The organism is Aquitalea sp. USM4 (genome assembly GCF_004328945.1).
Classification (GTDB): Bacteria; Pseudomonadota; Gammaproteobacteria; order Burkholderiales; family Chromobacteriaceae; genus Aquitalea; species Aquitalea pelogenes.
Window position 1 is genome coordinate 1,364,615 of the sequence record NZ_CP029539.1, and the last position, 24,379, is coordinate 1,388,993.

25 protein-coding genes are annotated in these 24,379 nt (G+C 59.9%); 11 read left to right on the top strand and 14 right to left on the bottom strand.

Annotation, left to right across the window (positions count from 1 at the left end):
• Positions 1–55: 55 nt before the first annotated feature.
• The 5 genes from DKK66_RS06560 to DKK66_RS06580 all read right to left on the bottom strand — a co-directional run bounded on the left by DKK66_RS06560 (position 56) and on the right by DKK66_RS06580 (position 3,098).
• The gene (locus DKK66_RS06560; protein ID WP_131356430.1) at positions 56–376 is read right to left on the bottom strand and encodes an AzlD domain-containing protein; all 321 of its coding nucleotides are present in this window, start codon (positions 374–376) and stop codon (positions 56–58) included.
• Entirely contained in the window at positions 373–1,089 is a 717-nt protein-coding gene (locus tag DKK66_RS06565) for an AzlC family ABC transporter permease (RefSeq protein WP_242673580.1), read from the bottom strand. The genes DKK66_RS06560 and DKK66_RS06565 overlap by 4 nt, the downstream gene beginning before the upstream one ends.
• Positions 1,086–1,481, bottom strand: a complete 396-nt coding sequence (locus DKK66_RS06570; protein ID WP_045846506.1) for a GFA family protein — start codon at positions 1,479–1,481, stop codon at positions 1,086–1,088. The genes DKK66_RS06565 and DKK66_RS06570 overlap by 4 nt, the downstream gene beginning before the upstream one ends.
• Positions 1,482–1,553: 72 nt before the next feature.
• Entirely contained in the window at positions 1,554–2,381 is an 828-nt protein-coding gene (locus DKK66_RS06575; protein WP_131356433.1) for an AraC family transcriptional regulator, read from the bottom strand.
• Positions 2,382–2,453: 72 nt separating this feature from the next.
• Positions 2,454–3,098, bottom strand: coding sequence for a MarC family NAAT transporter (locus DKK66_RS06580; protein ID WP_045846508.1), 645 nt, complete (start codon positions 3,096–3,098; stop codon positions 2,454–2,456).
• 182 nt (positions 3,099–3,280) lie between these two features.
• On the opposite strand from DKK66_RS06580, the gene DKK66_RS06585 reads away from it, so the two are divergent.
• From DKK66_RS06585 to dinB, 3 genes are all read left to right on the top strand, one after another.
• On the top strand, positions 3,281–3,754 hold the full coding sequence (locus tag DKK66_RS06585) for a copper chaperone PCu(A)C (RefSeq protein ID WP_131356436.1): 474 nt from the start codon (positions 3,281–3,283) through the stop codon (positions 3,752–3,754).
• A gap of 398 nt (positions 3,755–4,152) precedes the next feature.
• Complete coding sequence (locus DKK66_RS06590) at positions 4,153–4,461, top strand: SelT/SelW/SelH family protein (RefSeq protein ID WP_131356439.1); 309 nt, start codon at positions 4,153–4,155, stop codon at positions 4,459–4,461.
• A gap of 10 nt (positions 4,462–4,471) precedes the next feature.
• Positions 4,472–5,536, top strand: a complete 1,065-nt coding sequence (gene dinB / locus DKK66_RS06595) for a DNA polymerase IV (RefSeq protein WP_131356442.1) — start codon at positions 4,472–4,474, stop codon at positions 5,534–5,536.
• A gap of 12 nt (positions 5,537–5,548) precedes the next feature.
• On the opposite strand, the gene DKK66_RS06600 is transcribed toward dinB, so the two are convergent.
• The 7 genes from DKK66_RS06600 to bioB form a co-directional block, all read right to left on the bottom strand.
• On the bottom strand, positions 5,549–6,202 hold the full coding sequence (locus DKK66_RS06600) for a glutathione S-transferase family protein (protein ID WP_062788772.1): 654 nt from the start codon (positions 6,200–6,202) through the stop codon (positions 5,549–5,551).
• A gap of 153 nt (positions 6,203–6,355) precedes the next feature.
• Positions 6,356–7,246 (bottom strand): patatin-like phospholipase family protein, encoded by an 891-nt coding sequence (locus DKK66_RS06605; RefSeq protein ID WP_131356445.1) that lies wholly within the window; start codon positions 7,244–7,246, stop codon positions 6,356–6,358.
• A gap of 152 nt (positions 7,247–7,398) precedes the next feature.
• Positions 7,399–8,313, bottom strand: a complete 915-nt coding sequence (bioC, locus tag DKK66_RS06610; RefSeq protein ID WP_131356448.1) for a malonyl-ACP O-methyltransferase BioC — start codon at positions 8,311–8,313, stop codon at positions 7,399–7,401.
• Positions 8,310–9,074, bottom strand: coding sequence for a pimeloyl-ACP methyl ester esterase BioH (bioH, locus tag DKK66_RS06615; protein ID WP_131356451.1), 765 nt, complete (start codon positions 9,072–9,074; stop codon positions 8,310–8,312). Before bioH ends, bioC begins: the two co-directional genes overlap by 4 nt.
• A 74-nt stretch (positions 9,075–9,148) precedes the next feature.
• The gene (locus DKK66_RS06620) at positions 9,149–11,995 is read right to left on the bottom strand and encodes a bifunctional diguanylate cyclase/phosphodiesterase (RefSeq protein ID WP_131356454.1); all 2,847 of its coding nucleotides are present in this window, start codon (positions 11,993–11,995) and stop codon (positions 9,149–9,151) included.
• Positions 11,996–12,059: 64 nt separating this feature from the next.
• Positions 12,060–13,214: an 8-amino-7-oxononanoate synthase gene (gene bioF / locus DKK66_RS06625; protein WP_131356457.1), complete on the bottom strand. Its 1,155-nt coding sequence runs from the start codon at positions 13,212–13,214 to the stop codon at positions 12,060–12,062.
• Between the two features lie 108 nt (positions 13,215–13,322).
• Positions 13,323–14,306: a biotin synthase BioB gene (gene bioB / locus DKK66_RS06630; RefSeq protein ID WP_045846519.1), complete on the bottom strand. Its 984-nt coding sequence runs from the start codon at positions 14,304–14,306 to the stop codon at positions 13,323–13,325.
• A 128-nt stretch (positions 14,307–14,434) separates the two neighbouring features.
• On the opposite strand from bioB, the gene DKK66_RS06635 reads away from it, so the two are divergent.
• From DKK66_RS06635 to DKK66_RS06645, 3 genes are all read left to right on the top strand, one after another.
• The gene (locus tag DKK66_RS06635) at positions 14,435–15,145 is read left to right on the top strand and encodes a ComF family protein (RefSeq protein ID WP_052693975.1); all 711 of its coding nucleotides are present in this window, start codon (positions 14,435–14,437) and stop codon (positions 15,143–15,145) included.
• Positions 15,146–15,185: 40 nt separating this feature from the next.
• Positions 15,186–15,650, top strand: a complete 465-nt coding sequence (locus DKK66_RS06640; RefSeq protein ID WP_045846520.1) for a tRNA (cytidine(34)-2'-O)-methyltransferase — start codon at positions 15,186–15,188, stop codon at positions 15,648–15,650.
• Positions 15,651–15,914: 264 nt separating this feature from the next.
• Positions 15,915–16,712 (top strand): septal ring lytic transglycosylase RlpA family protein, encoded by a 798-nt coding sequence (locus DKK66_RS06645; RefSeq protein WP_231588850.1) that lies wholly within the window; start codon positions 15,915–15,917, stop codon positions 16,710–16,712.
• 226 nt (positions 16,713–16,938) lie between these two features.
• Here the strand turns inward: DKK66_RS06645 and yihA are convergent, their stop codons facing one another.
• Positions 16,939–17,562, bottom strand: coding sequence for a ribosome biogenesis GTP-binding protein YihA/YsxC (yihA, locus tag DKK66_RS06650; protein WP_062788782.1), 624 nt, complete (start codon positions 17,560–17,562; stop codon positions 16,939–16,941).
• Positions 17,563–17,652: 90 nt separating this feature from the next.
• On the opposite strand from yihA, the gene DKK66_RS06655 reads away from it, so the two are divergent.
• The 5 genes from DKK66_RS06655 to DKK66_RS06675 all read left to right on the top strand — a co-directional run bounded on the left by DKK66_RS06655 (position 17,653) and on the right by DKK66_RS06675 (position 23,524).
• Positions 17,653–18,264 (top strand): cytochrome c, encoded by a 612-nt coding sequence (locus tag DKK66_RS06655; protein ID WP_045846523.1) that lies wholly within the window; start codon positions 17,653–17,655, stop codon positions 18,262–18,264.
• A 73-nt stretch (positions 18,265–18,337) separates the two neighbouring features.
• Positions 18,338–20,362: a cytochrome c biogenesis protein ResB gene (locus DKK66_RS06660; RefSeq protein ID WP_131356460.1), complete on the top strand. Its 2,025-nt coding sequence runs from the start codon at positions 18,338–18,340 to the stop codon at positions 20,360–20,362.
• On the top strand, positions 20,362–21,504 hold the full coding sequence (gene ccsB, locus DKK66_RS06665; protein ID WP_131356463.1) for a c-type cytochrome biogenesis protein CcsB: 1,143 nt from the start codon (positions 20,362–20,364) through the stop codon (positions 21,502–21,504). The genes DKK66_RS06660 and ccsB overlap by 1 nt, the downstream gene beginning before the upstream one ends.
• 120 nt (positions 21,505–21,624) lie before the next feature.
• Positions 21,625–23,211, top strand: coding sequence for a TerC family protein (locus DKK66_RS06670; RefSeq protein WP_062788785.1), 1,587 nt, complete (start codon positions 21,625–21,627; stop codon positions 23,209–23,211).
• Positions 23,198–23,524 carry a GIY-YIG nuclease family protein gene (locus DKK66_RS06675; RefSeq protein WP_131356467.1) on the top strand — a complete coding sequence of 109 codons (327 nt, stop codon included), beginning with the start codon at positions 23,198–23,200 and terminating at the stop codon, positions 23,522–23,524. The genes DKK66_RS06670 and DKK66_RS06675 overlap by 14 nt, the downstream gene beginning before the upstream one ends.
• On the opposite strand, the gene DKK66_RS06680 is transcribed toward DKK66_RS06675, so the two are convergent.
• The gene (locus DKK66_RS06680; protein WP_131360880.1) at positions 23,518–24,339 is read right to left on the bottom strand and encodes an SAM-dependent methyltransferase; all 822 of its coding nucleotides are present in this window, start codon (positions 24,337–24,339) and stop codon (positions 23,518–23,520) included. The two genes, DKK66_RS06675 and DKK66_RS06680, sit on opposite strands and share 7 nt — an antisense overlap.
• Positions 24,340–24,379: the final 40 nt, after the last annotated feature.

The window sequence follows — 24,379 nt, forward strand, 5'->3', positions numbered from 1 at the left end:
GCGCCAAGGCGCACCGATGCAGACTGTGCGGCTAGCAAGGCTATGTCCGCCAGCCTTACAGCCCCAGCCCCCAGCGCCACACCCCGTACACCACAAAGCTGATCACAATCGCCAGCAAGGTCTTGCCGCTTTTCCATGCCACCAGTGCCGCCACGATGATGCCGGGCAAATAGGCATTGTGCAGGCTGATCTCCACCGTGCCGGCCGGTGCCAGCGCCATCGGTACCACCAGTGCCGACAATACGGCAGCCGGCACATAATGCAGCGCACGGTTCAGCCAGTCGGGAAATGCCAGTCGCTGGCCGAACACCAGAAAACTGGCACGAATCAATACAGTCAGCAGCATCATGCCGCCAATGGCAAGCCAGTGATTCATGCTGTCTGCTCCTTGCCCTTGTGCCATTGCTCCAGCAGCAGGCCGGTGGCCACGCCCACCACGGCTGCGAGCATCAGGTCCAGCTTGTAGGGCAGGCCGCGCGCCAGCATGGCCACGGCACTGGCGGCCAGTGCCGCACCCAGTGCCGGACGGCGTTTGAGCTGCGGTGCCACGATGGCAGCAAAGGTTGCCCCCATGGCAAAGTCCAGCCCCAGCGTGGCCAGACCGGGCAAGGACTGCCCCAGGCTCACCCCCACCATGGTCCAGAACAACCAGTTGCCATACATGGCGAGTGACGACGCCAGCCAGTACCACTGGCCGCCATCCGTACCCTTGGTGCGAAAGCGGTGCTCCACCACGGCAAAGGTTTCATCGGTCAGCCAGAAAGCCAGCGGCCAGCGCCAGCGCAAGGGCCAGTCACGGGCATAGGGCAGCAAGGTGGCGCTGTACAGCGCATGGCGCAGGTTGACCACAAAGGTGGTGAGCCACAACACCGGCAAGGCAGTGCCGGCACCGATCAGGCTGACGCCGATGAACTGGGAAGAACCGGCAAACACCAGCACCGACATGCCAAGCGCAGTGGCCGGGGACAAGCCGGCCGCAATGGCCAGCGTGCCGAAAATCACCCCGAACGGGGCTGCCCCCACCAGCATGGGCACGGTATCGCTCGCGCCTTCCAGCAACAGCGCGCGACGGTTGAGGGCATGCATCATGATGCCTCCCGCGGGCCGGGCCATACCGCGCGCAGGCTGTCGCCATGCAGGCTCATGCTGGCCCCTTCTGTGGCACGTACCGGCAAGTGGCGGTGATCGAAATCATCCAGACAATGAATGTTCACGCCGTAGTGATCCGGCATCGCCCGCTTGCGATGGAAGGTGTAGATACCGCAGTGCTGGCAAAAGAAATGGCGGGCAATGCCGGTATTCCAGCGGTACTCGCTCAGTGCATCGCTACCGGACAGGATCTCCAGCTGGCTTTCATGCACCCGTGTCATCAGCGCATTCTTTTTCACGCACAGCGAACAATCACAGGTAGTCAGTTCTTCGGGTTCGGCATGCAGGCGAAAGCGCACTGCGCCGCAATGACAGGAGCCGGTATAAGACATGGGCAGGGAATCATGATTGGGAAAGTCCTACCCTACCATGCCAATTGCTTGCCAGCTTGAACGATCTTGCGCTCAGCGCCGGAGGCTGCGCTGGTAGGCCGCCGGGGTGATGCCCAGCGCCTGACGGAAGATGCGGGTGAGGTGTGGCTGGTCGGCAAAGCCCAGTGCCTGAGCCGCAGCCGCCGGACTATGACCGCCAGCCAGCATTTGCCGGGCACGTACCACGCGCAACTGATTGCGCCAGGCTACCGGCGGTAAACCCAGATGCCGGGAAAACTGCCGGTTGAGCTGCCAGGGCGACAGGCCCACGGCCGCTGCCAGCGTGGCCAGCGACAGATTGTCCGCCACACAGTCGGCCAGCATCTGTCGGGCCCGCTCCACCGCCTGTGGCCAGGGACGCTGCGGACGCTCGGCAATCTGCATATGGCGTAATACCACCTGACTGAACACGGCATACAGGGCAGATTCGCGCTGCAAGGTGTCCCGGCTGTCACGCAGCAGGGCATGTAGCTGGTTCAGCTGCGCAGCCAGCTGCGGGTCCAGCACCACGGTGTCGCGAAAATAGGGCGTAGCAGCTGGCTGGCCGCTGATTTCGGCTGCCAGCTGGCAGATCAGGCTGGCTGACGGATAAAAGCCGCGATAGGCCCAACCTTGCTGGTGCGCACACTCGCCGGTGTGGACTTCGCCGGGGTTCATCAACACCAGCGCACCCACCCCGGCAATATGATTGCCCCCGCGGTGGCGGTAAGCCTGTGCCCCGGCCAGCAGGGCATTCACCACATATTCTTCGTGAAAATGCGGTGCAAATACCTGTTCGCGGTAAAAGGCATCCAGGCATTCCAGCGGCGCGATGTCATCGGCGCGGAAGAAACGTGAAAATTCGTGCTCGGATTGGGGCATGGAAGCGGGCGGGACAGACAATGTCCCTTGCATTCTGGCATAGCCCCGGACAGAAAACTTGAACGATCTTGCTCAGGAACCGGCCATGAAGGTACGGATGCCGGAACCGACAAACTGCACGCCAACGCAGATCAGCAAGAAGCCCATCAGCCGGGTGGTGACTTCGCGGCCACCGCGCCCTAGCCGGGCGGAAATCATGGCCGAGGAGCGCAACACCAGCCACATGCCCAGGCTGGTAGCGGCAATGGCGACAAAGGTCATGCCGAAGGCCAGTGTCTTGGCCGTCCAGCCCGACAATTCGGCGATTTCGGTGGAAATGCCGATCACCACCGCAATGGTCCCCGGCCCGCTGATGCCGGGCATGGCCAGCGGGAAAAAGGCATAGTCTTCCCGCTCGCCGGTTTTCGGTGCCATGCCCGGGTCCTGCGACAAAAACAGCATGCGGTAACCCAGCACCGCCACCACCAGCCCGCCGGCAATGCGCAGCGCGCCATAGGAAATGCCGAAGGCCGCCATGATGAGGTTACCGGCCAGCAGGCTGACCAGCATGATGGCTGCGGCAAACAGGCAGGCACGACGCGCCTGGTTGGCCCGCCCGGCTTCGCTCATGTCCTGGGTCAGGGAAATGAACAGCGGAATCTTGGACAGCGGGTTGGTAATGGTGATCAGGCTGAGCAGACCACCAAACAGGAATTTCAACGACAGGGTTTCCAGCATGATGCCAATACCATTAAATATAAGCCGACGATTATAGTCATCTGCCCGGCAAATGATAGCCCGGCGTCGTGTCTGTGCCTGTGCCGTGTCGCATCCTCTTTGCACCCGCCTGCGGCACTTTGTCGCAGCCTGTGCGGTCTGAACTGTGCTAATTTGCCCGCAACCCAATTCAGGAGAAGCTCATGTCCCTTTCCCGTCTGTTCGCCTTGCTGGCCGGCCTCATGCTGGCGGCAACCGTTTCTGCCCACGGTTTCAAACTGGGTGCACTGGAACTGGGTCATCCCTGGAGCCGGGCCATGCCGGAAGCCAGCCCCACCGGCGCGGCCTACCTGAGCATCAAGAACACCGGCAAACAGGCCGACACGCTGATTTCTGCCAGCACACCACGGGCGGACAAAGCCGAGCTGCATGTGCACATCAACGACAATGGCGTAATGCGCATGCGTGAAGTCAGCGGCGGTGTTGCTGTTGCCGCTGGCAGCGAGGTGAAATTTGCCCCCGGTGGCTATCACATCATGCTGATGGGCCTGAAGCAGCCGCTCAAGGCCGGCGACCATTTCCCGCTGACGCTGAAGTTTGCCAAGGCAGGCAGCATCACGGTGGAAGTCCAGGTTGAAAAGGATGCGCCGATGGAGATGGAACACAGCAGCCACTAAGGCCTTGGCCAGTGAAATTCACTGCCGGAGTAGCGAATTTCACTGGCCAAATCAGCCACTTGCCCGCGAAAGCGGGCATTTTTCTGCCCAACGTTGCGCCAATGTGACATCGTGCAATGCAGCATCCGCTACTTGTTAGAGTATTCGCTTTACCGTTGCACCAAGCTTGGGCAAACTGACGTCCGGAAATTGAGTTGAACAACGCTCTGTACTGCTCAGTCCGCCGGTTACCCTACACAGTAGTAAGCGCCAAGTCTGCACCAAGGAAGAGTCAACACGATGGAGGAGCGGACCTTGCTCAGCGAGGCCCGTCAAATAAATAGATCGACTCAGGGAACCGGCGGATTTTTCCTCATTCTGCGTTATGCTATCCGGCATTGTTCCATTGCCAGCCTGCCATGACCGCCACCACGCACTCCCCCTCTGCATTGCCCCGTATCAGCATCGAATACTGCACCGGTTGCCGCTGGATGCTGCGCGCCGCCTGGATGGCGCAGGAACTGCTCACCACCTTTGAAAAAGAACTGGCCGAAGTGGCGCTGCGCCCCGGCAGTGGTGGCGTATTCCGTATCTGTGTCGATGGCGAGCAAATCTGGGACCGCAAGCAGGACGGCGGCTTTCCCGACATCAAGCAACTGAAGCAGCTGGTGCGCGACCGGGTGGCACCGGACAAGTCACTGGGCCACAGCGAGCGCGCTGCCGACTGATAGCCGCTGCATGACCGGCCAACGCAAGATCATCCACGTCGATTGCGACTGCTTTTATGCCGCCATCGAAATGCGCGACAACCCGGTGCTGCGTGATATCCCGCTGGCGGTGGGCGGGCAGCCGGACAGCCGCGGGGTGATTGCCACCTGCAACTACATCGCCCGTCGCTTTGGCGTGCACAGCGCCATGTCTTCGGCACGCGCGCTGCGCCTGTGCCCGCAATTGCTGATCCTGCCGCCGGACATGGCCCGCTACCGCGCGGCCAGCCAGCAGATCATGGCCATCTATGAACGCTACACCCCACTGATCGAACCGCTGTCGCTGGATGAGGCCTATCTGGATGTCAGCACCCAGCCGCACGAGCAAGGCAGCGCCACCCTGATGGCCGCAGCCATCCGTCGCCAGATTCAGGCCGAAGTCGGCATTACCGCCTCGGCCGGCATTGCGCCCAACAAGTTTCTGGCCAAGATTGCCAGTGACTGGAACAAACCGGACGGTCAATTCGTGATCCGCCCGCAGGATGTCGACGCCTTTGTGCTGCAACTGCCGGTAGAGAAGATTCATGGCGTGGGCAGGGTGACGGCGGCGCATCTGAAAAAGCTGGGCATTCACCGCTGCAGCGAGCTGCGCCAATGGGAAATGAGCGACCTGATGCGGCATTTCGGCCGCTTTGGCGAGCGGCTGTACGAGCTGGCACGCGGCCGTGACGAGCGGCCGGTCAGTACCGACCGCAGCCGCAAATCCATCAGCGTGGAAGAAACCTATGCGCAGGACCTGCCGGACCTCGCCGCCTGCCTGGACAAGCTGCCAGAGCTGATGGCCAAATTGCAGGGCCGCATTCAACGGGCTGGCAATCCGCCGTTCAAGGGTTTGAGTGTGAAGCTGAAGTTTGCCGATTTCAGCCAGACCACCGCCGAGCATGTCGGCCAGCAGTTGAGCAGCGCCGCTTACACCGACTTGCTGGGCGTAGCATTTGCCCGCGGCAACAAGCCGGTCCGGCTGGTGGGGGTGGGGGTCAGGCTGGCCGACGAGGCCGACCAGCCACAGCAATTACCGCTGTTTGAGGAAATGTAGACAGCCTTCAACCTACTGCTTGCTGGCTTCCAGATAGGCTGCGCGGGCGGCGGCGCTGTCCTGCCACATGCGGGCCACGCTGGCACGCTTGCCCAGCAAGGCCAGGTATTCTTCAATACCCGGAATGATGGTGGTGAGGTCCTCGCCATACACTTCGCGGGTAGACCAGGCCACCAGCGGCAATACACAGGCGGCGGAAATATCGGCGAAGCTGAAATACTCGCCTGCCAGCCACGGGCCATATTGCACCAGACGCGACACGGCCAAGAGGCTGCGCTCGATGGCGGCCTTGGCCGTCGCCTTGCCGGCTTCATCCAGCGCTGCACCAAACAGCAGATGACGGTACAAGGGTGCGGTGGCCGGCATCAGGTACAAGTCCAGCATGGTCATCAGTTCGCGCGCACTGGCCCGGCCATTCGGCGTCGGCGGCAGCAAGGCGGCGGTCGGGTAGGCATCTTCCAGCCATTCCAGAATCACTGTCGATTCCGACAAGGCATGGCCGTTGATATCGACATAGGGAATCTTGCCCATCGGGCTTTGTTCCAGCATGGCCGGTTCCTGCGAGGGACGGGTCGGCACTTCCTGGAAGTTGACGCCCTTTTCCAGCAAGGCAATCTTTACCTTGTTGTAGTAGGCAGACAGCTGCACGCCGTAGAGCTTGATCATGCGGATTTCCTTGCGGGCCTGGCCCTGAAGTGAACATGGATGCTTTGCCTTGCAACGCACGCGGCACAAGGCAAAACAGGCGCTGACAGGCCTCATGGCCGGACAACGCCTGCATTATGCCAGTTTTCGGCCGGACAGCCAGCCGGGCCGGATTTAACGGGCCAGCGCCTGTGCCTTTTGCTGCAAACGGCTGCGAATCAGCGGAATCAGCTGCTGCGCGGCTTTTTCGCCTTCCAGAATGGCCTGATGACGGGCTTCGAAATCGGCCGAGCCGATATTCAGCACATTGGGCCGCACCACCACATCCGCCTGTTTCAGTTCGGCGGCCAGCGTGGGGCCGCTCATGATGTTGAAGCTCTGATCCAGCATGGAGAACAGGCCGGTGGCCTTGCCCGGCTTGGGCTTGGCGGAAATATCCACGGCAATGACAAAATCCGCCCCCATCTCGCGCGCGGCCGATACCGGCACCGGGCTGACCAGCCCGCCATCGACATAGCGTTTACCAGCAATCACCACCGGCAGGAAGACATTGGGAATGCTGGCCGAAGCCCGCACGGCCTGACCGGTGTTACCCATGCGGAATACCACTTTCTGGCCGGAGTCCAGTTCGGTGGCGACAATGCCCAGTTTGCGCGGCAGTTTTTCAATGGGCCGGTTGCCTAGCTGGGTGTTGATGTAGTTTTCCAGCTTCTCACCCTTGAGGAAGCCCTTGGTGGACAGCGTCCAGTCGGTCAGTTCGGATTCGTCCAGCTGCATGGCCTTGGCTTGCAGCTGCATGCCATTCAGGCCGGAAGCATACAGGCTGCCCACCACGCTGCCGGCGCTGGTGCCGGTGATGATGTCCGGCACGATGCCATTGGCTTCCAGCACCTTGATGACGCCAATATGGGCAAAGCCCTTGGCGGCGCCACCACCCAGGGCCAGCGCAACACGCGGCTTGACCGGGGTTTTGGGAATGCTGATTTCGGTTGGAGCTTGGGTAATGGTACAGGCGGCCAGCAGGACCAGCAGGCTGGCCGGCATCAGGCGGCGAAGAAGCGTCATGATAGCGGGTACGGGTAGTGACGGGGTTGAATGCGTAATGGGCTCATTCGATTATTGCGGCGCAACATGGTTCCCGGCAATGCTCAGATATCTGCCTGCCGGTGCAGGAAGTGACCTCCCTCACCGGCCTGGCAACCAAGCATCCTGAACAGCTAGACCTTGCCCGGCCAGCTGCCCGGTTTGACGAATTCGATCACCTGACGGCCATCCGGCAGGGTATTGCCTTTTTTCTTCAGCGTGCTTTTCCAGGCATGGCCATACACCACTTCATAAGTGGCAGGCAGCTTGCCATCGCGGCGGCGGGTTTCATAAGCCGCTTCCACCCGCTGCCAGGCCTGCTTGCCCATCAGGCCGCGGCTGCGGTCACGTGTGGCATTGTGTGCGCCGATGGCCTTGAGGTCGTGCATCACGTCGCGCACCTTGTCGTAGGTCAGCACGATCTTGTCCATGTCCATCACCGGCTCGGAAAAGCCTACCCGCATCAGCGCATCGCCCAGGTCGTGCATGTCGATGAACTGGTTGACGTGGGTAGCCTTGTCCACACCGCCAAAGGCCTCGCGCAGCTCGAACAGGGTATCGGGGCCGAGGGTGGAAAACATCAGCATGCCATCTGGCTTGAGCACGCGCTCGAATTCGCTGAACACGCTGTCCGGAATGTTCACCCATTGAATGGTGAGGTTGGACCAGATCATGTCCACGCTGTTATCGGCCAAGGGCAGTCTTTCCACATCGGCACACACTTGCCAGGGCTGGCTGCGCTTGAACAGCTTTTTCAGCAGGCCGTCACCGGCGCGCTGACGCTCGCGCGAGGCACACAGCATGGCGTGGGCCAGGTCCAGCTCGACAATCTGGGCATCCGGGTATTGGGCGCGCAGCTGGGCTGCACCATAGCCGGTGCCGGTGCCGGCATCCAGAATCACTTGCGGCTGGTGCTTGATGTAGGACAGGCGCTCGGCCATGCGGTCGGAGACTTCACGCTGCAACACGGCGGCGGCGTCATAACTGGCGGCCGCGCGCTCAAAAGAGGCACGGATTCGGTCTTTGTCGGTATAAAACGCTTCGCTCATGCAGAGGCTTCCAGATGCGGGGCCAGCTTGGCGACAAACTCGTCCTGATGGGACAAAAATGGCGCATGCGAAGCCTGGGTGAATTCATGCAGGGTGGCATCGGCCAGCGCGGCTTGCAGCCAGCGGCCTGCGCCTATCGGGGTAATGGCATCGCGCACACCGTAAAACAGCGCCACCGGACAGCGGATCTGCCCGGCCAGTGCACGGGCGTCGGCGTCCAGCAGCAATTGCAGCGCAGGCAACAAGCCTTGCGGACGGCCATGGGCAAACAATTGCTCGCGCACGGCTTTGACCGTGTCGCGTGCCGCCGGGGCTCCCATCATCTGCAAGGCCAGAAAGCGCTCCAGCGTTTGCTCGAATGCACCGTCCAGGCTGGCACCCACCGCTTCGATGGCGGCACGTTGCTGGGCATGCGGCCAGGAGTCGTCACGCACAAAGCGCGGGCTGGTGGCCACCAGCGCCAGGCTCTTTACCTTGTCCGGGTGACGGGCGGCCCAGTGCTGGGCAATCAGCCCGCCCAGCGACCAGCCGACAACTTGTACCGGAAAGGGGAATTGGGCATCGACCAGGTCGGCTACTTCGTCGGCATCAAAGCGTACCAGGGGGGCGGATGCACCATGGCCGGGCAGGTCGACCAGATGGACGCAGTAATGGTCGGCCAGCTGGCTGGCGACGCGGTCGAACACTCCGCCATGCAGGCCCCAGCCATGCAGCATGACCACATCCGGGCCACGGCCACGGCTTTCAACAAACAGATTCATGGGCAGTTAAATGGGGGAACAGGGCCTGTTTCGCAAGCCCTGCCGGTAAAAGAAAAGCCACTGTCTGGCAAAACTCAGGCAGCACGGCGGAATTCCTGCACAAAGCGCGCCAGCCGTTCCCAGTCGATGGCTTCCGCCGGGCAGGGGGTGGCAAAGTAATAACCCTGCAATTTGGCGCAGCCCATTTCCTGCAGGCGGGCCAGCTGGGCAGCGGTTTCCACGCCTTCGGCCACCACGTCCAGCCCCAGCGCCTGGGCCAGCGCCAGAATGGCACGCACAATGGCGACCGATTCTTCCTTGCGGTCCAGATCAAACACAAAGCTCTGGTCGATCTTGAGGACATCAAAGCGGTAGCGATGCAGGTAGGACAACGCAGAATAACCGGTGCCAAAGTCATCCAGTGCCAGCTTGACCCCCAGCTGATGCAGCGCGTGCATCACCGTGGCGGCAATTTCCGGCACGTCGATCAGCGCACTTTCGGTAATTTCCAGATGCAGGATGGCGGCGGGCAACTGGTAGCCCTCGATGATGCTGCGCACCCAGCTCACCAGTTCCGGGTCGTGGAAATTGGCCGACGACAGATTGAGGTGCAGTGCAATGTCGCTACCCACCAGGCCGGCATCCAGCCATTGGCGCAACTGGCGGCAGGCGGCATTGATCATGTAGCGGTCCACCCGGGTGATCAGCCCGCTTTCTTCGGCAACCGGCAGGAACAATGCCGGTGAAATCAGGCCGCGTTGCGGGTGCCGCCAGCGGACCAGCGACTCAAACCCCACCAGCTCGCCACTGCGCGCGTCGATGAAAGGCTGGAAGAAGGGTTGCAACTGGTCTTCCGCATCCAGCGCGCGGCGCAGCTCGCTTTCCAGCGCCAGCTGGTCAGCCTGGTTGATGCGCAGCTGGTGATTGAACACGGTATAACCTTGCCGCCCCTGCTGCTTGGTGCAGTACATGGCATGGTCGGCATCGCGCAGCAGTTCTTCGGCCTTGTGGTAGTGGTCGCGGTCTGCCAGCACCACCCCGACGCTGGCGGTGGAGAACACTTCGCGGCCTGCCAGAATCACCGGCCGTTCGAACTCGCTGACGATACGCCGCGCAATCATCTCGCAGCCATCCAGCGTTTCGGTGCCAAACAGCAGGATGGCAAATTCGTCGCCACCCAGCCGGGCGAGGAAGTCATAGTGCCGCAGGCAGGAGCGGATACGGGCACCGGCTTCAAACAAGAGATGGTCGCCAGCCAGGTGGCCCAGGGTATCGTTCACCAGCTTGAAGCGGTCCAGGTCGATGAAAATGACGCTGAAGCGGGCACCGTTGCCGGACAGATAACTGTCCCACGCCCGGCGCAGCGTCTTGGCAAAGTAGTTGCGGTTGGGCAGCTTGGTCAGCGGGTCGTGCAGACTGTCGAACTCCAGCTGGGCGTTCACCGCATCCAGTTCGCTGGTGCGCTCGCGCACGCGCTCTTCCAGCTCGGCATAGGCATTTTGCAGGTCATGCATGGCGCGGACACGGGCCAGTGCGGTGCCGATATTGTTGGCAACGAACTCCAGCACTTCCTGATCGCGATAGCTGTAAATCACGTCGTTCTGGTAGCTGTGTACCGACAACACCCCCAGCAGCTCGTGCCCGCAATACAGTGGTACGCCTAGCCAGCTGCACATGGGAGGGGCCGTGCTTTCTTCCGTCGGGTTCAGCTGTGCAGGGGTACGGTCCAGCAATAATGGCCGACCACTATGCAATACCTGCTCTACCAGTCCCCTGCCGGGACGACGGGTCTGGCTGACCTGCTGGAAGTCATCGGCACAATAGGGAAAGCTCAGCATGTCGCTGTTCATGTCGTACAGGGCAACCTGGCAGTTGCGCCCGGCCACCAGCTCCATCAGCAAGCGATGCACGCCCGCCAGGAAGGCTTCCAGCGACAGGCTGGTATTGGACAGGTCGGCAATGCGGAACAGCACGTCCTGAAAACGCTCGGCACGTTGCCGGTCGGAAATCTCCGAACGCAAACGCGCATTCACGCCTTCAAGTTCGCAAGTACGCAACCAGACCTGGCGCTCCAGCTGGCTGCGATACAGCATGCGGTCCAGCGCATAGGCAATATGCCGGGTGACAAACAGGAACAAGGCCTGCTCGGCCGAGGTGCAAGGCGCCTGGTTGGCATAGAACTGCAATACGGCAGCACCGATCACCGCATTGCTGACATTGGTCAGCGGCACCCCCATCCACAACTCGGGCAGCGGACCTTCCAGTACCAGCTGTTCTTGCTGGCAGACTTCCAGCAGGCGTTGCCGGGTCAATACCAGCGGCTTGCCCATGCGCATCAGCCAGGCTGTCAGCGAGCGGGTGGTCTGTTCCTTGCTGAAGACGGCTTCGGGTGAGGGCGGGGCCGGGTCTTGCTGATCGGCATAAAAGGGGTAGTACAGCTGGCCGCCTTGCTCGTCAAACAGCGCAATGTAGAAATTGCTGGCGTCCATCAGCCGCATCAAGAGCCGGTGCAGCTTGGGCAGCATTTCATCCAGCGTATTGCACTCGCCCGGTAGCTGGCTGATTTCCAGCAGGGTTTCATTCATCACCCGGGACTGGGACTGGGCAGAATTCAGGCTGGCACTGTGCAAATGCCCCACCAGCAAGGCAAGTACCGCATCGGCGTTATCGGCAATCTTGCCGCGCCACACCAGCCAGCCCAGGGTAGTGCCATGCAGGTCCAGCGGCAGGGCAGCGCCGTCCGGTCCGGGCAAGCGCCCTGCCGACAAGGCCTGGGCACTGGGCAGGCTGTCTGCCGCACCGAGTGTTGCCAGACATTGCCAACTGGAGCCCACCAGTGCCCATAGCGCAGCAGCCGTTGTTTCGCCCTGCCGCTGGATCAGTTCCAGCGCAGTGCGGGCAGCCTCTTGCTGCGTGGACAGGTAATCCGCCGTACTCTTCATGTCGTTATCGTAGTATGAGTTAGCCGGGAAATCCGGTCATGCTACGAACAGACACAGTCATCCCCTATGACTGTATTGCTGACACCACGCTGTCCAGCAAGCCCTCCAGCTGGTCCGGCGTATGGGCTGAGGACAAGGTCAGACGCAAACGGGCTGTTCCCTCGGGAACAGTGGGGGGGCGTATCGCCGGCACCCAGTACCCACGCTCTTTCAGTTGTGCAGCCAGCAACATTGCCTGCTCGTTCCTGCCTATGATAATCGGCTGTATCGGCGTACGGGATGACATCAGCTGAAAATTTACATCAGCCAACCTTTCCCTCACCCTGCTGATGTGTTGCTGCAGGCGTTCCCTGCGCCAGGGTTCACTGGCAATCAGCTGCAAGCTGGCCAGTACGGCTGCTGCCAGTGCAGGTGGTTGCGCGGTGGTATAGATGTAGGTGCGGGCACTGTTCACCAGCCATTGCACCAGCTGGGCAGTACCGGCGACAAAGGCACCAGCCACACCGGCAGCCTTGCCCAGTGTCGCCATGTAAACCAGCCGTTCACCACTGATACCCTGTTCCACCGCCGAGCCATGTCCATTGCCAAGCACACCAAAACCGTGCGCATCGTCGATATAAAGCCAGGCATCGTATTTATCGGCCAGTTGCAGCAGTTTCTTTAGCGGTGCTTCGTCACCATCCATGCTGTACACCGCATCCACTGCAATCAGCCGGGTCCGGGCCGGCGTGCTGGCCAGCAGTTCTTCCAGATGCTGCAGATCGTTATGGCGGAAACGGCGGAAGCTGGCGCGCGACAACAAGCAGGCATCGTTCAGGGAAGCATGATTCAGCTTGTCGGCAAAAACGGCGTCCCCCCGTCCCACCAGACTGGTAATCACCGCCTGATTGGCCGCATAGCCCGAGCTGAACAACAGCGCGGCCTCGCTACCGCAAAACTCGGCCAGGGCCTGTTCGGCCTGTTCGTGAATGGCAAAATGTCCGGCCACCAGATGCGAAGCACCACCCCCTACCCCCCATTGCTGCAATGCCGCCCGCGTGGCTTCGATCAAGGCCGGGTGATTGGCCAGGCCCAGGTAGTCGTTGCTGGCAAATGCGATGTAGTTTTTACCATCGATCACCACCTGGCTGGACTGCGGTGTTTCCAGCAAATGACGCTGTCGCAAACGGTGCTGTTGCTGCAATTGCAGCAAGGCAGTGGAGAGGTCTTGGGCGCGCATGGCTCTTTCAGAAAAAAAACGTCAAAATCGGCCGGATTTTCACAAAAGTATTCCTTATATATACATTGCAAAAATCCGACCGATCCGGGCAGTAAAAATCAGGCTGATTTACAGCGGCGACAGGTCGAGTTTTTCCATCAGTACCCGATCGGCATCCACCTCCGGATTCCCGGTGGTCAACAGCTTGTCACCATAGAAAATCGAGTTGGCACCCGCCAGGAAGCACAGGGCTTGCATGGCCTCCGGCATCTCGCGCCGACCGGCAGAAAGACGCACGTAACTTCTGGGCATAGTGATACGGGTAACCGCAATGGTACGCACGAATTCGGTCCAGTCCAGCGGGTCCGCCCCTTCCAGCGGCGTGCCACCCACTTTCACCAGATTATTGATCGGCACCGACTCCGGCTGCGGCTCCAGATTGGCCAATTGGGCAATCAGCCCGGCACGGTCCGCACGGGTTTCATTCATGCCGACAATACCGCCACAGCACACCGACAAACCGGCACCGCGCACCTTGCCCAGGGTGTCCAGCCGGTCTTCATATTCACGGGTATGGATGATGTCGCCATACTTTTCCGGTGCGGTATCCAGATTATGGTTGTAGTAATCCAGACCGGCCTGTTTCAGCTTTTCTGCCTGGCCATCCTTCAGCAAGCCAAAGGTGGCACAGGTCTCCAGCCCCAGCGACTTCACTTCGCTGACCATGCGCAGGGTCTGTTCCAGATCGGCATCCTTCGGGCCACGCCAGGCGGCACCCATGCAGAAGCGACCGGCACCATTGGCCTTGGCGGTACGCGCAGCCTCAATCACCTCGTCCACCGTCATCATCGGCTGGTTTTCCACCGGCGTATCGTGATGTACCGATTGCGGGCAATAGCCGCAATCCTCCGGACAGCCGCCGGTCTTGATGGAAATCAGCGTCGACAGCTGCACCTTGGTCGGGTCAAAAAACTGGCGATGAATCTCCGCCGCACGGAAAACCAGCTCCATGAAGGGCAGCGCCAGCAGTGCTTCGATTTCTGCCACCGACCAGACATTGCTTTCTGGATGTGGTGTTGCCGGACGGGAAAACTGAATGGTTTGCGTGGTCATGATGCGCTTTCATTGCAACAAAAATGCCAATTGTATTTATTGCCAAATTACAACTGAACAAATGGATAATTTAAGAAAAAAACGGCATGGCTGAGAGTGTCTGGCCGCAGTCTTGCAGAGGGCTTCCCATGCTGTCAAATATCAAAAGAAAATTTATTGACAATTGCTCAATATTTAATCAGCACTGTCTGTTGTGTAATCGTCGAAACTGCCCGGACGGGCTGTGTAACGGCTGCAAAGCCAGCTTGCCGGCCCTGCCATCCATGCACTGCCCCATTTGCGCAGAACCAGCATTGACGGGGGATATTTGCGGCTTTTGCCTGCGACGGCCACCGGCATTCGACGCCATACACACTCCATACCTGTTTGGCTACCCCCTGAATGCAATTATTTATGCAGTGAAGTATGGAAAACGGCTGGAAATGACCGGTGCACTGGCCGCGCTGATGGCCGAATTTGCCCGTAAACAGGCTGTTTCAAGCGACCTGGTCATTCCCGTTCCCTTGTCAAAAGAACGACTTGCAGAGCGCGGCTTCAACCAGAGCATTCCACTAGCCCAGGCAATCGCTGCTACAATGCAAAGCCGTTTTTCCACCACACTGTGTTGGCGAAAACGCAACACTGTGCCGCAAGCCTCTCTTGGCCGTGCCGAAAGAAGCCGAAATGTCCGTCATGCATTTGGCGTAAAACAACGCATTGACGGGCTTTCCGTCGCCATTGTCGACGATGTGGCCACTAGTGGAGCGACCCTGTCTGCCCTGGCTGAAATACTCAAAAAACAGGGGGCAAAACGGGTCGATGCGTGGGTGCTCTGCAGGGCATCTTTCCCAAAAACTTGACCAAGATTTTGATTCTTTGGAACAATCCAGCCAGCCAACGATGTTCACCGTTGTTCTTTTTCAGCCGGAAATCCCGCCCAATACGGGCAATGTGATTCGTTTATGTGCCAACACCGGCTGTGAACTGCATCTGGTCAAACCCATGGGTTTTCCCATGGAGGATGCCAAGTTGCGACGAGCGGGCCTCGACTACCACGAATACGCCCGTGTCGTTGTCCATGAAAACTGGGCTGCCTGCCAGCAGGCCCTGCAAGGACGGCGGATTTTCGCTGCAACAACCAAGGGCGCTACGCGCCACGACCAGATTTCTTTCCAACCTGGGGACGTTTTGCTGTTCGGTCCCGAATCCCGCGGCTTGCCGCCAGAAGTGCTGGAGGAATTTCCCTCCACACAGAGGATTCGTTTGCCCATGCGTCCCGAATCGAGAAGCCTGAACCTTTCCAACGCCGTTGCAATCACGGTGTTTGAAGCGTGGCGGCAGCTGGATTTCGCAGGAGGAAGCTGACAGTTCACAGGCCGGCCAACACTAACGGGCCAGCAAGAAATGTTGATGCCTGAAGTGAAACGGATGGCATGCCGGACCTGAGCCAGTCATGGCACAGGACACAGGCAGCCGTCCACTGTCGCGAAGGCAGGGGAGAACACCCGCAAGGGCAGTATCCGCCGACGTTTTTTGATGTGCCCAACAGCATAAGGGAGGTCTATGCAATCAGTACTCCGATGGCTGTGGCTTGTTTTTGTCAGTCTCGTACTTGTGGCTTGCTCCACCGTGAAGACGGCCAGCGCCACCAACCAGTCGGCAAAGCCGACCAATAAGCCCACCGTAGCCAACAACAAGGGCGGCGCCTATTTTCAGAAAGACGGCCCCGCCGACCATATTCCGGTCAACCTGAATCTGGTACCGGATGCAGTACCCCAGACGGAACCGCTGATCAAGTCAGCCAACCAGCCTTACACCGCGATGGGCATGAGCTTCCGTCCGGACACCAGTGAAAAACCGTTCAAGGCCACCGGCGTGGCCTCCTGGTACGGCAAGCAGTTTCAAGGCAGAAAAACCACCTCGGGTGAGCGCTACGACATGTTTGCCATGACTGCGGCGCACCCGACCCTGCCGATTCCCAGCTACGTGCGGGTAACCAATGCGGCCAACGGCAAGTCGGTGATTGTCCGCATCAATGATCGCGGCCCTTTCCACCGCAACCGTGCGATGGATCTGTCCTATGCGGCGGCCTACAAGCTGGGCTTCGTCAAGCAAGGCAGTGCCAAGGTCAGCATCGAGCGGGTATGGCCCGTAGCCGGTGGCGAAGCTGTGGCCAGCAATGGCCCGGATATCCGCAGCGAGGACAACCCGAAGTATTTGCAGCTCGGTTCTTTCAACAAGCTGGCCAATGCCGAAGCACTGTTGAAGAAAATGCTGGATGAAGTGGACGACCGTTACGACGGCAAGCTGGGCATCATCAACCAGCAGGGCAACTACAAGGTACGCCTTGGACCCTTCACTTCCGATGCGGCAGTACGCAGTGCTGCTGAAAGCCTGAAGGTGACCAATGTGGTGATGAACAACTGACAAGGCAAACCATCCGGATGCCATGGCAGTGGACACAAAAAAGCGAGAGCAAATGCTCTCGCTTTTTTCATGTCTGTTGCATCAGACGGCAGGCAATAAAAAACCCGGCGCACATTGCGCCGGGGTAAAGGCCTTAATTGTCAGCGTAAGGCTCCCGCTCAGGGAGGCAAGCGGGAGGTGCCGGAGCACCTGCACGGTTAGTAGCTCTCCCGCCGACAAAGTTCCGTCATTCGCTATCTGGCAGCGAATCCTGTTCTTTCAGTACAGCATCAAACCAGGCTTCCACCACTTCTTCCACCTGCTCCACGCCGGTTTTCTTCAGACTGGAAAACAACTGGATTGACACCGCGGGGTAATCTGCCAGCTCGCGCCTGACCATGGTCAAGGTCTTTTGCTGGTCGCTGCGCGATAATTTGTCGGATTTGGACAGCAGGATATGCACCGGACGGCCGGTATCGCGGAAGAAAGCCAGCATCTTGCGGTCCAGTTCCAGCAGCGGACGGCGCGAATCCATGATCAGGATCAGCCCGACCAGGCTATCACGGGTTTGCAGGTAACGGCCCAGCAGCTGTACCCAGTGGGCACGCACCGCCTCTGGCACTTCGGCATAACCGTAACCGGGCAAGTCCACCATGAAGCGTTCCTGGCCCAGGTCAAAGAAGTTGATATGCTGGGTACGGCCGGGTGTCTTGGAGACATACGCCAGCCGGGTCCGGTTGGCCAGCGTATTGATGGCGCTGGACTTGCCGGCATTGGACCGACCCACGAAGGCGACCTCGGCCCGGGTGGGCGGCAGGTCCTTCAAATGGTTGACGGTGGTATAAAAAGTGGCGCTTTTAAAAATCGACATAGTAGTAAGGTTGATTTCAGTTGGTATAGAATAACAGGTTTGAAATTGCCACTTTTACAGATATTTAAGAATTCCTCACAAGGAGCGATCATGAAACGGATGATGCTGTTGGCTGTAGCTGCGGCAACCCTGGCTGGAAGTGCATGGGCAGAAGGCATTGCCAAGGGAGACCCGGTAAAGGGCAAGCAGATCGTTGACACGGTATGTGCCGCCTGTCACGGTGCTGATGGCAACAGCGTAGCGTCGGCAAACCCGACCTTGGCCGGCCAGCATGAGGTGTATATCTACAACCAGCTGCAAGCCTTCAAGAAGGGTGAGCGCAAGAATCCGATCATGCTGGGCATGGCCTCTGCACTGTCCGATGCTGACATGCGCAATGTCGCTTCCTACTTCAGCCAGCAAAAGCCCAAGGCCCGTGAAGCGGCCAACAAGGAGCTGATGCCGCTGGGTGCCAAGATCTACCGCGTTGGCAACCCGACCAGCCACCTGCCGGCCTGTATGGCCTGCCACGGCCCGGCCGGCAAGGGTATCCCGGACCAGTTCCCGCGTGTTGGCAGCCAGCATGCTGCCTACGTAGCCAAGCAACTGGCTGACTTCAAGGCTGGCACCGATCGCAAGAACGTCACCATGACCGATGTTGCTTCCCGCATGACTGATGCCGAAATGAAGGCTGTGGCCGAATACATTTCGGGTCTGCGCTAATCGCAACTTTTGCGGATAGCCTTGTTCAAAAGGGAAGCCTTAACCGGCTTCCCTTTTTGTGTTCGGCACCAAGATGACAAAAAACTCCCGCCACACCGCTGTTTACAAGCTGTACGAACTGTTCAGTTCCATGCGCTTTGCCATTGGTCTGCTGACCATTCTGGCCATTGCCTCGATCATCGGTACCGTACTGAAGCAGAACGAGCCCTACCCCAACTATGCCTTTGAATTCGGCCAGTACTGGTTTGCCGTGTTCGAACAGCTGGGCCTGTACGATGTTTACCATTCCGGCTGGTTCCTGACCATCCTGGCCTTTCTGGTGCTGTCCACCACCTTGTGCATCGTGCGCAACGGCCCGGGCTTCATCAAGGACATGAAGGCCTATCGCGAGAAAGCCTCGGACAACTCACTGGCAGCCATGAAGCACAGTGTCGTGTTTGACGGCGCGGCAGCAGACCCGGACACCCTGCGTGCCTATCTGCGCGGCCAGGGCTGGCGCTGGCGTGAACACCAGCGTGCAGACGGCAGCCTGGTGCTGGCGGCCAAAAAAGGTGCAGCCAGCAAGCTGGGCTACTTTTTTGCCCATATTGCACTGGTCGTCATCTGCATTGGCGGGCTGATGGATGGCAACCTGCCGCTGAAACTGGCGGAAATGGTGGGCAGCGTGGTGCCGGAAACCCGTGATATTCCGCAAAGCCAGATTCCGCCCCAAAGCCGGCTGTCCACTTCCAACCTGTCCTTCCGCGGCAATGTCACTGTGGCAGAGGGCAAAAGCGCCGATGTGGTGTTCCTGAACTCCGGCAACGGCTATCTGGTGCAGGACCTGCCCTTTACCGTGACGCTGAAAAAGTTCTATGTCGATTACTACAGCAACGGCATGCCCAAGCTGTTTGCCAGCGACATTGCCGTCACCGACAAGGCCACCGGCAAGGTGACCGAAGCCCAGGTGAAGGTGAACCATCCGCTGATCGTGGATGGTGTGGCCATCTACCAGGCCAGCTTTGGCGACGGTGGCTCGCCGCTGACCTTCAAGGCATGGAATCTGGACCAGCCGCAAATGCAGCCGGTGGCCATCAATGGTGTGTCGATGGCCGCCCAGCCGCTGCGCGCCAATGGCAAGGATTACAACCTGGAGTTTGGCGATCTGCGCGTGTTCAACATCGAGAACATGGGCAACAAGAATGCCGATGCCAGTGGCAAGAGCCTGAGCGAGCGCATGCAGGATGCCCGCGAGGTAAAGCACGAGAAGCAACTGAAGAACATCGGCCCGTCCGTCACCTTCAAGCTGCGTGACAAACAGGGCCAGGCGATGGAATTCCATCATTACATGGCCCCCATCCAGCAAGATGGCGTCAGCTATCTGGTGGCCGGTGTGCGCAGCAAGGTGTCGGAACCCTTCCAGTACCTGCGCCTGCCGCTGGATGATCAACTGTCGCTGGACAGCTTCATGCGCCTGCGCACCGCCTTCATGAACCCGGCCCTGTACGACGAAATTGCCAAGCGCACCACGGCCAAGGCCATGCAGGGTTCGGCCATCAGCCCGGCCATGCAGCAACAGTTTGCCAATAGCGTGAAATGGATTCTCGGACGCTTTGCCCAGGGTGGTTTTGTGGCGCTGGAGCAGTTCCTGGACGAAAAAGTACCGCAGGACAAACGCCAGGCCGTGGCACAAACCTATGTGAAGATCCTGCAAGGCGCGGTGGTGGACGTGATGGATGTGGCCGATGCCAAGGCCGGCCTCAAGCCGGTGGCCATGGATGGCAAGCGCTACCGCTTCCTGCTGGACAGCCTGGTGGGCATCAGTGCGCTGCACGATTACAACGCCCCGGTGTTCCTGCAACTGCAAGGCTTTAACCAGGTTCAGGCCTCCGGCCTGCAACTGACCCGTTCGCCCGGCAAGAACCTGGTGTATCTTGGCTCGCTGATGCTGGTGATCGGCATCGTGCTGATGTTCTATATCCGGGAAATCCGGCTGTGGATCTGCTGCATGCCCGGCAGCGTGCGGCTGGCCATGAGCTCCAACCGTCACAACCGTGACCTGGATGCAGATTTCCGCCGTCATGGCGAAGCAATTCAACAGTTAGTACGAGGTAAGTGATGGAACTTGCACAATCCTTTGTCGCACAGCCGCTGTACAAGCGGCTGAAACTGGCTGACTGGCTGTATGCCGTGCTACTTGTGGTCGCCGCAGTGCAGGCCTGGCGTCTGTACAACCCCTATATGGATGGTTACGAGCAAGCCATTCTGGCGGGCTCGGCCGTCGGGCTGGTGGCACTGGGCTGGTTCTGGAAGTCATGGCGCTGGTTTTTCCCCTTGTCGGCCACGGTGGCGCTGCTGGGCATCAGCCTGTATCACGGTGAACTGGCACGCGGTCAGAGCGCGTTCTGGCTGAAATTCGTACTTTCCAGCCAGTCCGCCATCATGTGGATGTGCACCCTGTTCTTCCTGGCCACCCTGGTGTACTGGGCTGGCCTGCTCACCCGCTCGGCCATGCTGTCGCGCATGGGCAGCGGTCTGACCTGGGCTGCGGCCGTCATGGGTGCCGCCGGCCTGTTCGTGCGCTGGTACGAGAGCTACCTGATTGGCAGCGATGTCGGCCATATCCCGGTATCCAACCTGTACGAAGTCTTCATCCTGTTCACCCTGATCACCGCGCTGATGTACCTGTACTACGAAGCCCGCTTCGCCACCCGCCAGGCCGGTGCCTTCGTGTTGCTGGTGATCAGTGCCGCGGTCGGCTTCATCCTGTGGTACAGCTTCGACCGTCAGGCGCATGAAATCCAGCCGCTGATCCCGGCCTTGCAGTCGTGGTGGATGAAGATTCATGTTCCTGCAAACTTTGTCGGCTATGGTGCGTTTGCCATGTCGGCCATGCTGGGTGTGGCCGAGCTGCTGGTGCTCAAGGGCGTGCTGAAGGACCGGCTGCCCAGCGCGGAAGTGCTGGACGAAATGATGTACAAAGCCATTTCCATCGGTTTCCTGTTTTTCACCATCGCCACCATTCTGGGTGCCATGTGGGCGGCCGATGCCTGGGGTGGCTACTGGAGCTGGGACCCGAAGGAAACCTGGGCACTGATCGTGTGGCTGAACTACGCCGCCTGGCTGCATATCCGGCTGGTGAAGGGCTGGCGCGGCAAGCCGCTGGCCTGGTGGGCGGTGATCGGCCTCTTGGTCACCACCTTTGCCTTCCTCGGGGTGAACATGTATCTGACCGGCCTGCACTCTTACGGCGGCCTGTAACCCTCCTCCAGCCCCGGCCTGCAGCACTGCCGGGGCTTTGCTTTGCCTGCACCACGGACAAGAAGGCCGTGGTTTGTTATTGTGTTGACTGTTTCTTTTCAAGGACCCTGTTTTTACATCATGGATTTATCCTGGCTGTCTGACCCTTATGCCCTGCTCGGCCTCCTCACCCTGATCGTGCTGGAGGTGGTGCTCGGCGTCGACAACCTGATTTTCGTGGCCATCCTGGCCGAAAAGCTCCCACCCCATCAGCGCGACCGCGCCCGTGTGCTTGGCCTGTCACTGGCGCTGATCATGCGTCTGTTCATGCTGGCGGGCATCAGCTGGCTGGTAAAACTCACCGCTCCCCTGTTTTCCGTGCTGGGACAGAGCTTTTCCGGCCGCGACCTGATCATGCTGGGCGGCGGCCTGTTCCTGCTGTTCAAGGCCACCATGGAGCTGCACGAGCGGCTGGAAGGGGTGGAGCACAGTGAAGGCAATGGCCAGAAGGCCTATGCCGCCTTTGCCACCGTGGTGGTGCAGATTCTGGTGCTGGATGCCGTGTTCTCCATTGACTCGGTGGTCACCGCCATCGGTATGGCCGAGCACCTGAGCATCATGATGCTGGCCGTGGTGATTGCCATGAGCATGATGATCATGGCCAGCAAGCCGCTCACCCGCTTCGTCAACGCCCACCCCACCGTGGTGATGCTGTGTCTGGGCTTCTTGCTGATGATCGGCTTCAGCCTGATTGCCGACGGCTTCGGTTTCCATATTCCCAAGGGCTACCTGTACGCTGCCATCGGTTTCTCGGTACTGATCGAGGTGTTCAACCAGATTGCCAACGTCAACCGTCAGCGTTTTCTCAATAGCCGTAACAGTTTCCGCTCCCGTACCGCCGACACCGTACTGCGCCTGCTGGGCAATGCGCCGCTGCAACACGGCGGCCATCATGAGCAGGAACACGAGGAAGGCCCGCACGAGGACGCGGAAGAAGCCTTTGCCCACAACGAGCGGGCGATGATCCACAGTGTGCTGACCCTGGCCGAACGACCAATCCGGGTGATTGCCACCCCGCGTTCCGACATTCACCGTCTGGACATCAGCCAGGATGCCGAGCAGCAACGCAAGGTGCTGCGTGACAGCCCCTACTCCCGCCTGCTGGTGGTGGGTGCCGGGCGCATCGACGAGCCGCTGGGCATCGTGGCACGCAAGGACTTGCTGGCCCAGTTGCTGGACGGCCAGACACTGGACGTGATGGCCGCACTGCGCCAGCCGCTGGTATTGCCGGAAGGCATGACGGTACTGAAAGCGATGGAGGCCTTCCGTCAGCAAGCTGCCGACATGGCTTTTGTGGTAAACGAATTTGGCAGTCTGGAAGGCATCGTCACCCAGAAGGACCTGATGGAAGCCATTGCCGGGGACTTCCCGGAAGAACACGAACGCCATGAACAACCGGCGCTGGTACAGGGCGAAGATGGCAGTCTGGATGTGGAAGGCAGCACCGAACTGGTGACGCTGGAACAGTACATCGAGCTGGGCAACTACGAGGAAGAGGACTTCCACACCGTGGCCGGCCTGTTGATGCACCGGCTGGAGCGCATTCCGCGCCAGGGCGACAGCATTCGCGAAGCAGGCTGGGAAATCGTGGTGACCGAGCAAAAGGGCAACCGTACCGAGCGGGTGAGCATCCGTCCGCTGCCCAAGCTGGACGATGAGCAAGGCTGATACCACCAGCCTCTCCGGCCAGTGGCATCTGTATGTGCTGGAGTGCCGTGACGGCGCGCTGTACACCGGCATCAGCAATGACGTGGCGCGGCGCTATGCCGCGCATCTGGCCGGCAAAGGCGCGCGTTACACCCGGCTCAACCCGCCACAGCGCATTGCGCTGGTTTATCCCTTTGCCGACAAATCGCAGGCGCTGAAGGCCGAATACGCCTTCAAGCGCCTGTCAGCCGCCGCCAAGCGCCAGCTGGTGGCAAGCGGCGATCTGCGCGACTGGCTGGCGGCACGTACCGCCCCGCCAGAGCCTGCTCAGTAGACAAAGCGTTCGCGCAAATCTTCCAGGTTCAGCTCGCGCAGAATGGCTTCCTGCCGTTCACGCGCACTCTGCTTGCCCTTGCCGGTTTTCTTGGCAATGATCAGCTCGTTCTTCATCGAATGCTCCCAGCCCACCAGCTCGGTCACCGTCAGCTGGTAACCGCGGGCTTCCAGTTGCAGGCAACGCAGCACATTGGTCAGCTGGCTGCCGAACTCGCGGGTATGGATGGGATGACGCCACAGTTCGGATAGCGGCGTCTTGCCAAAGGTCTCGTTCTTCTTCTGACGCAGCACAGCGGCCACTTCGGCCTGGCAGCACGGCACCAGCACGATGTATTTGGCGTCCTTGGCCAGCGCAAAGCGGATGGCGTCGTCGGTGGCGGTGTTGCAGGCATGCAGCGCAGTGATGATGTCCACCTGGGCCGGCAACTGCTCGGAGGTGATGGACTGCTCCACCGTCAGGTTGAGAAAACCCATGCGGTCAAAGCCCAGCCGCGCGGCAAGCTCTTCCGAGCGGCTGACCAGCTCGGGACGGGTTTCGATGCCGAATACCCGGCCGGCCTCCTTGTCCTTGAGGAACAGGTCGTACAGGATGAAGCCCAGGTAGGACTTGCCCGCGCCGTGGTCGGCCAGGCTGACGTCCCCCTTGCTTTGCAGCACGTCCTGCATCAGGGGCTCGATGAACTGGTAGAGGTGATACACCTGCTTGAGCTTGCGGCGGGTGTCCTGGTTGATCTTGCCGTCGCGGGTAAGGATATGCAGTTCTTTGAGCAACTCCAGCGACTGCTGCGGTTTGATTTCGGGAATCAGGCTCATCATGGCCTCCGGTAAAGCGGGAATGGCGCGATTTTACCAG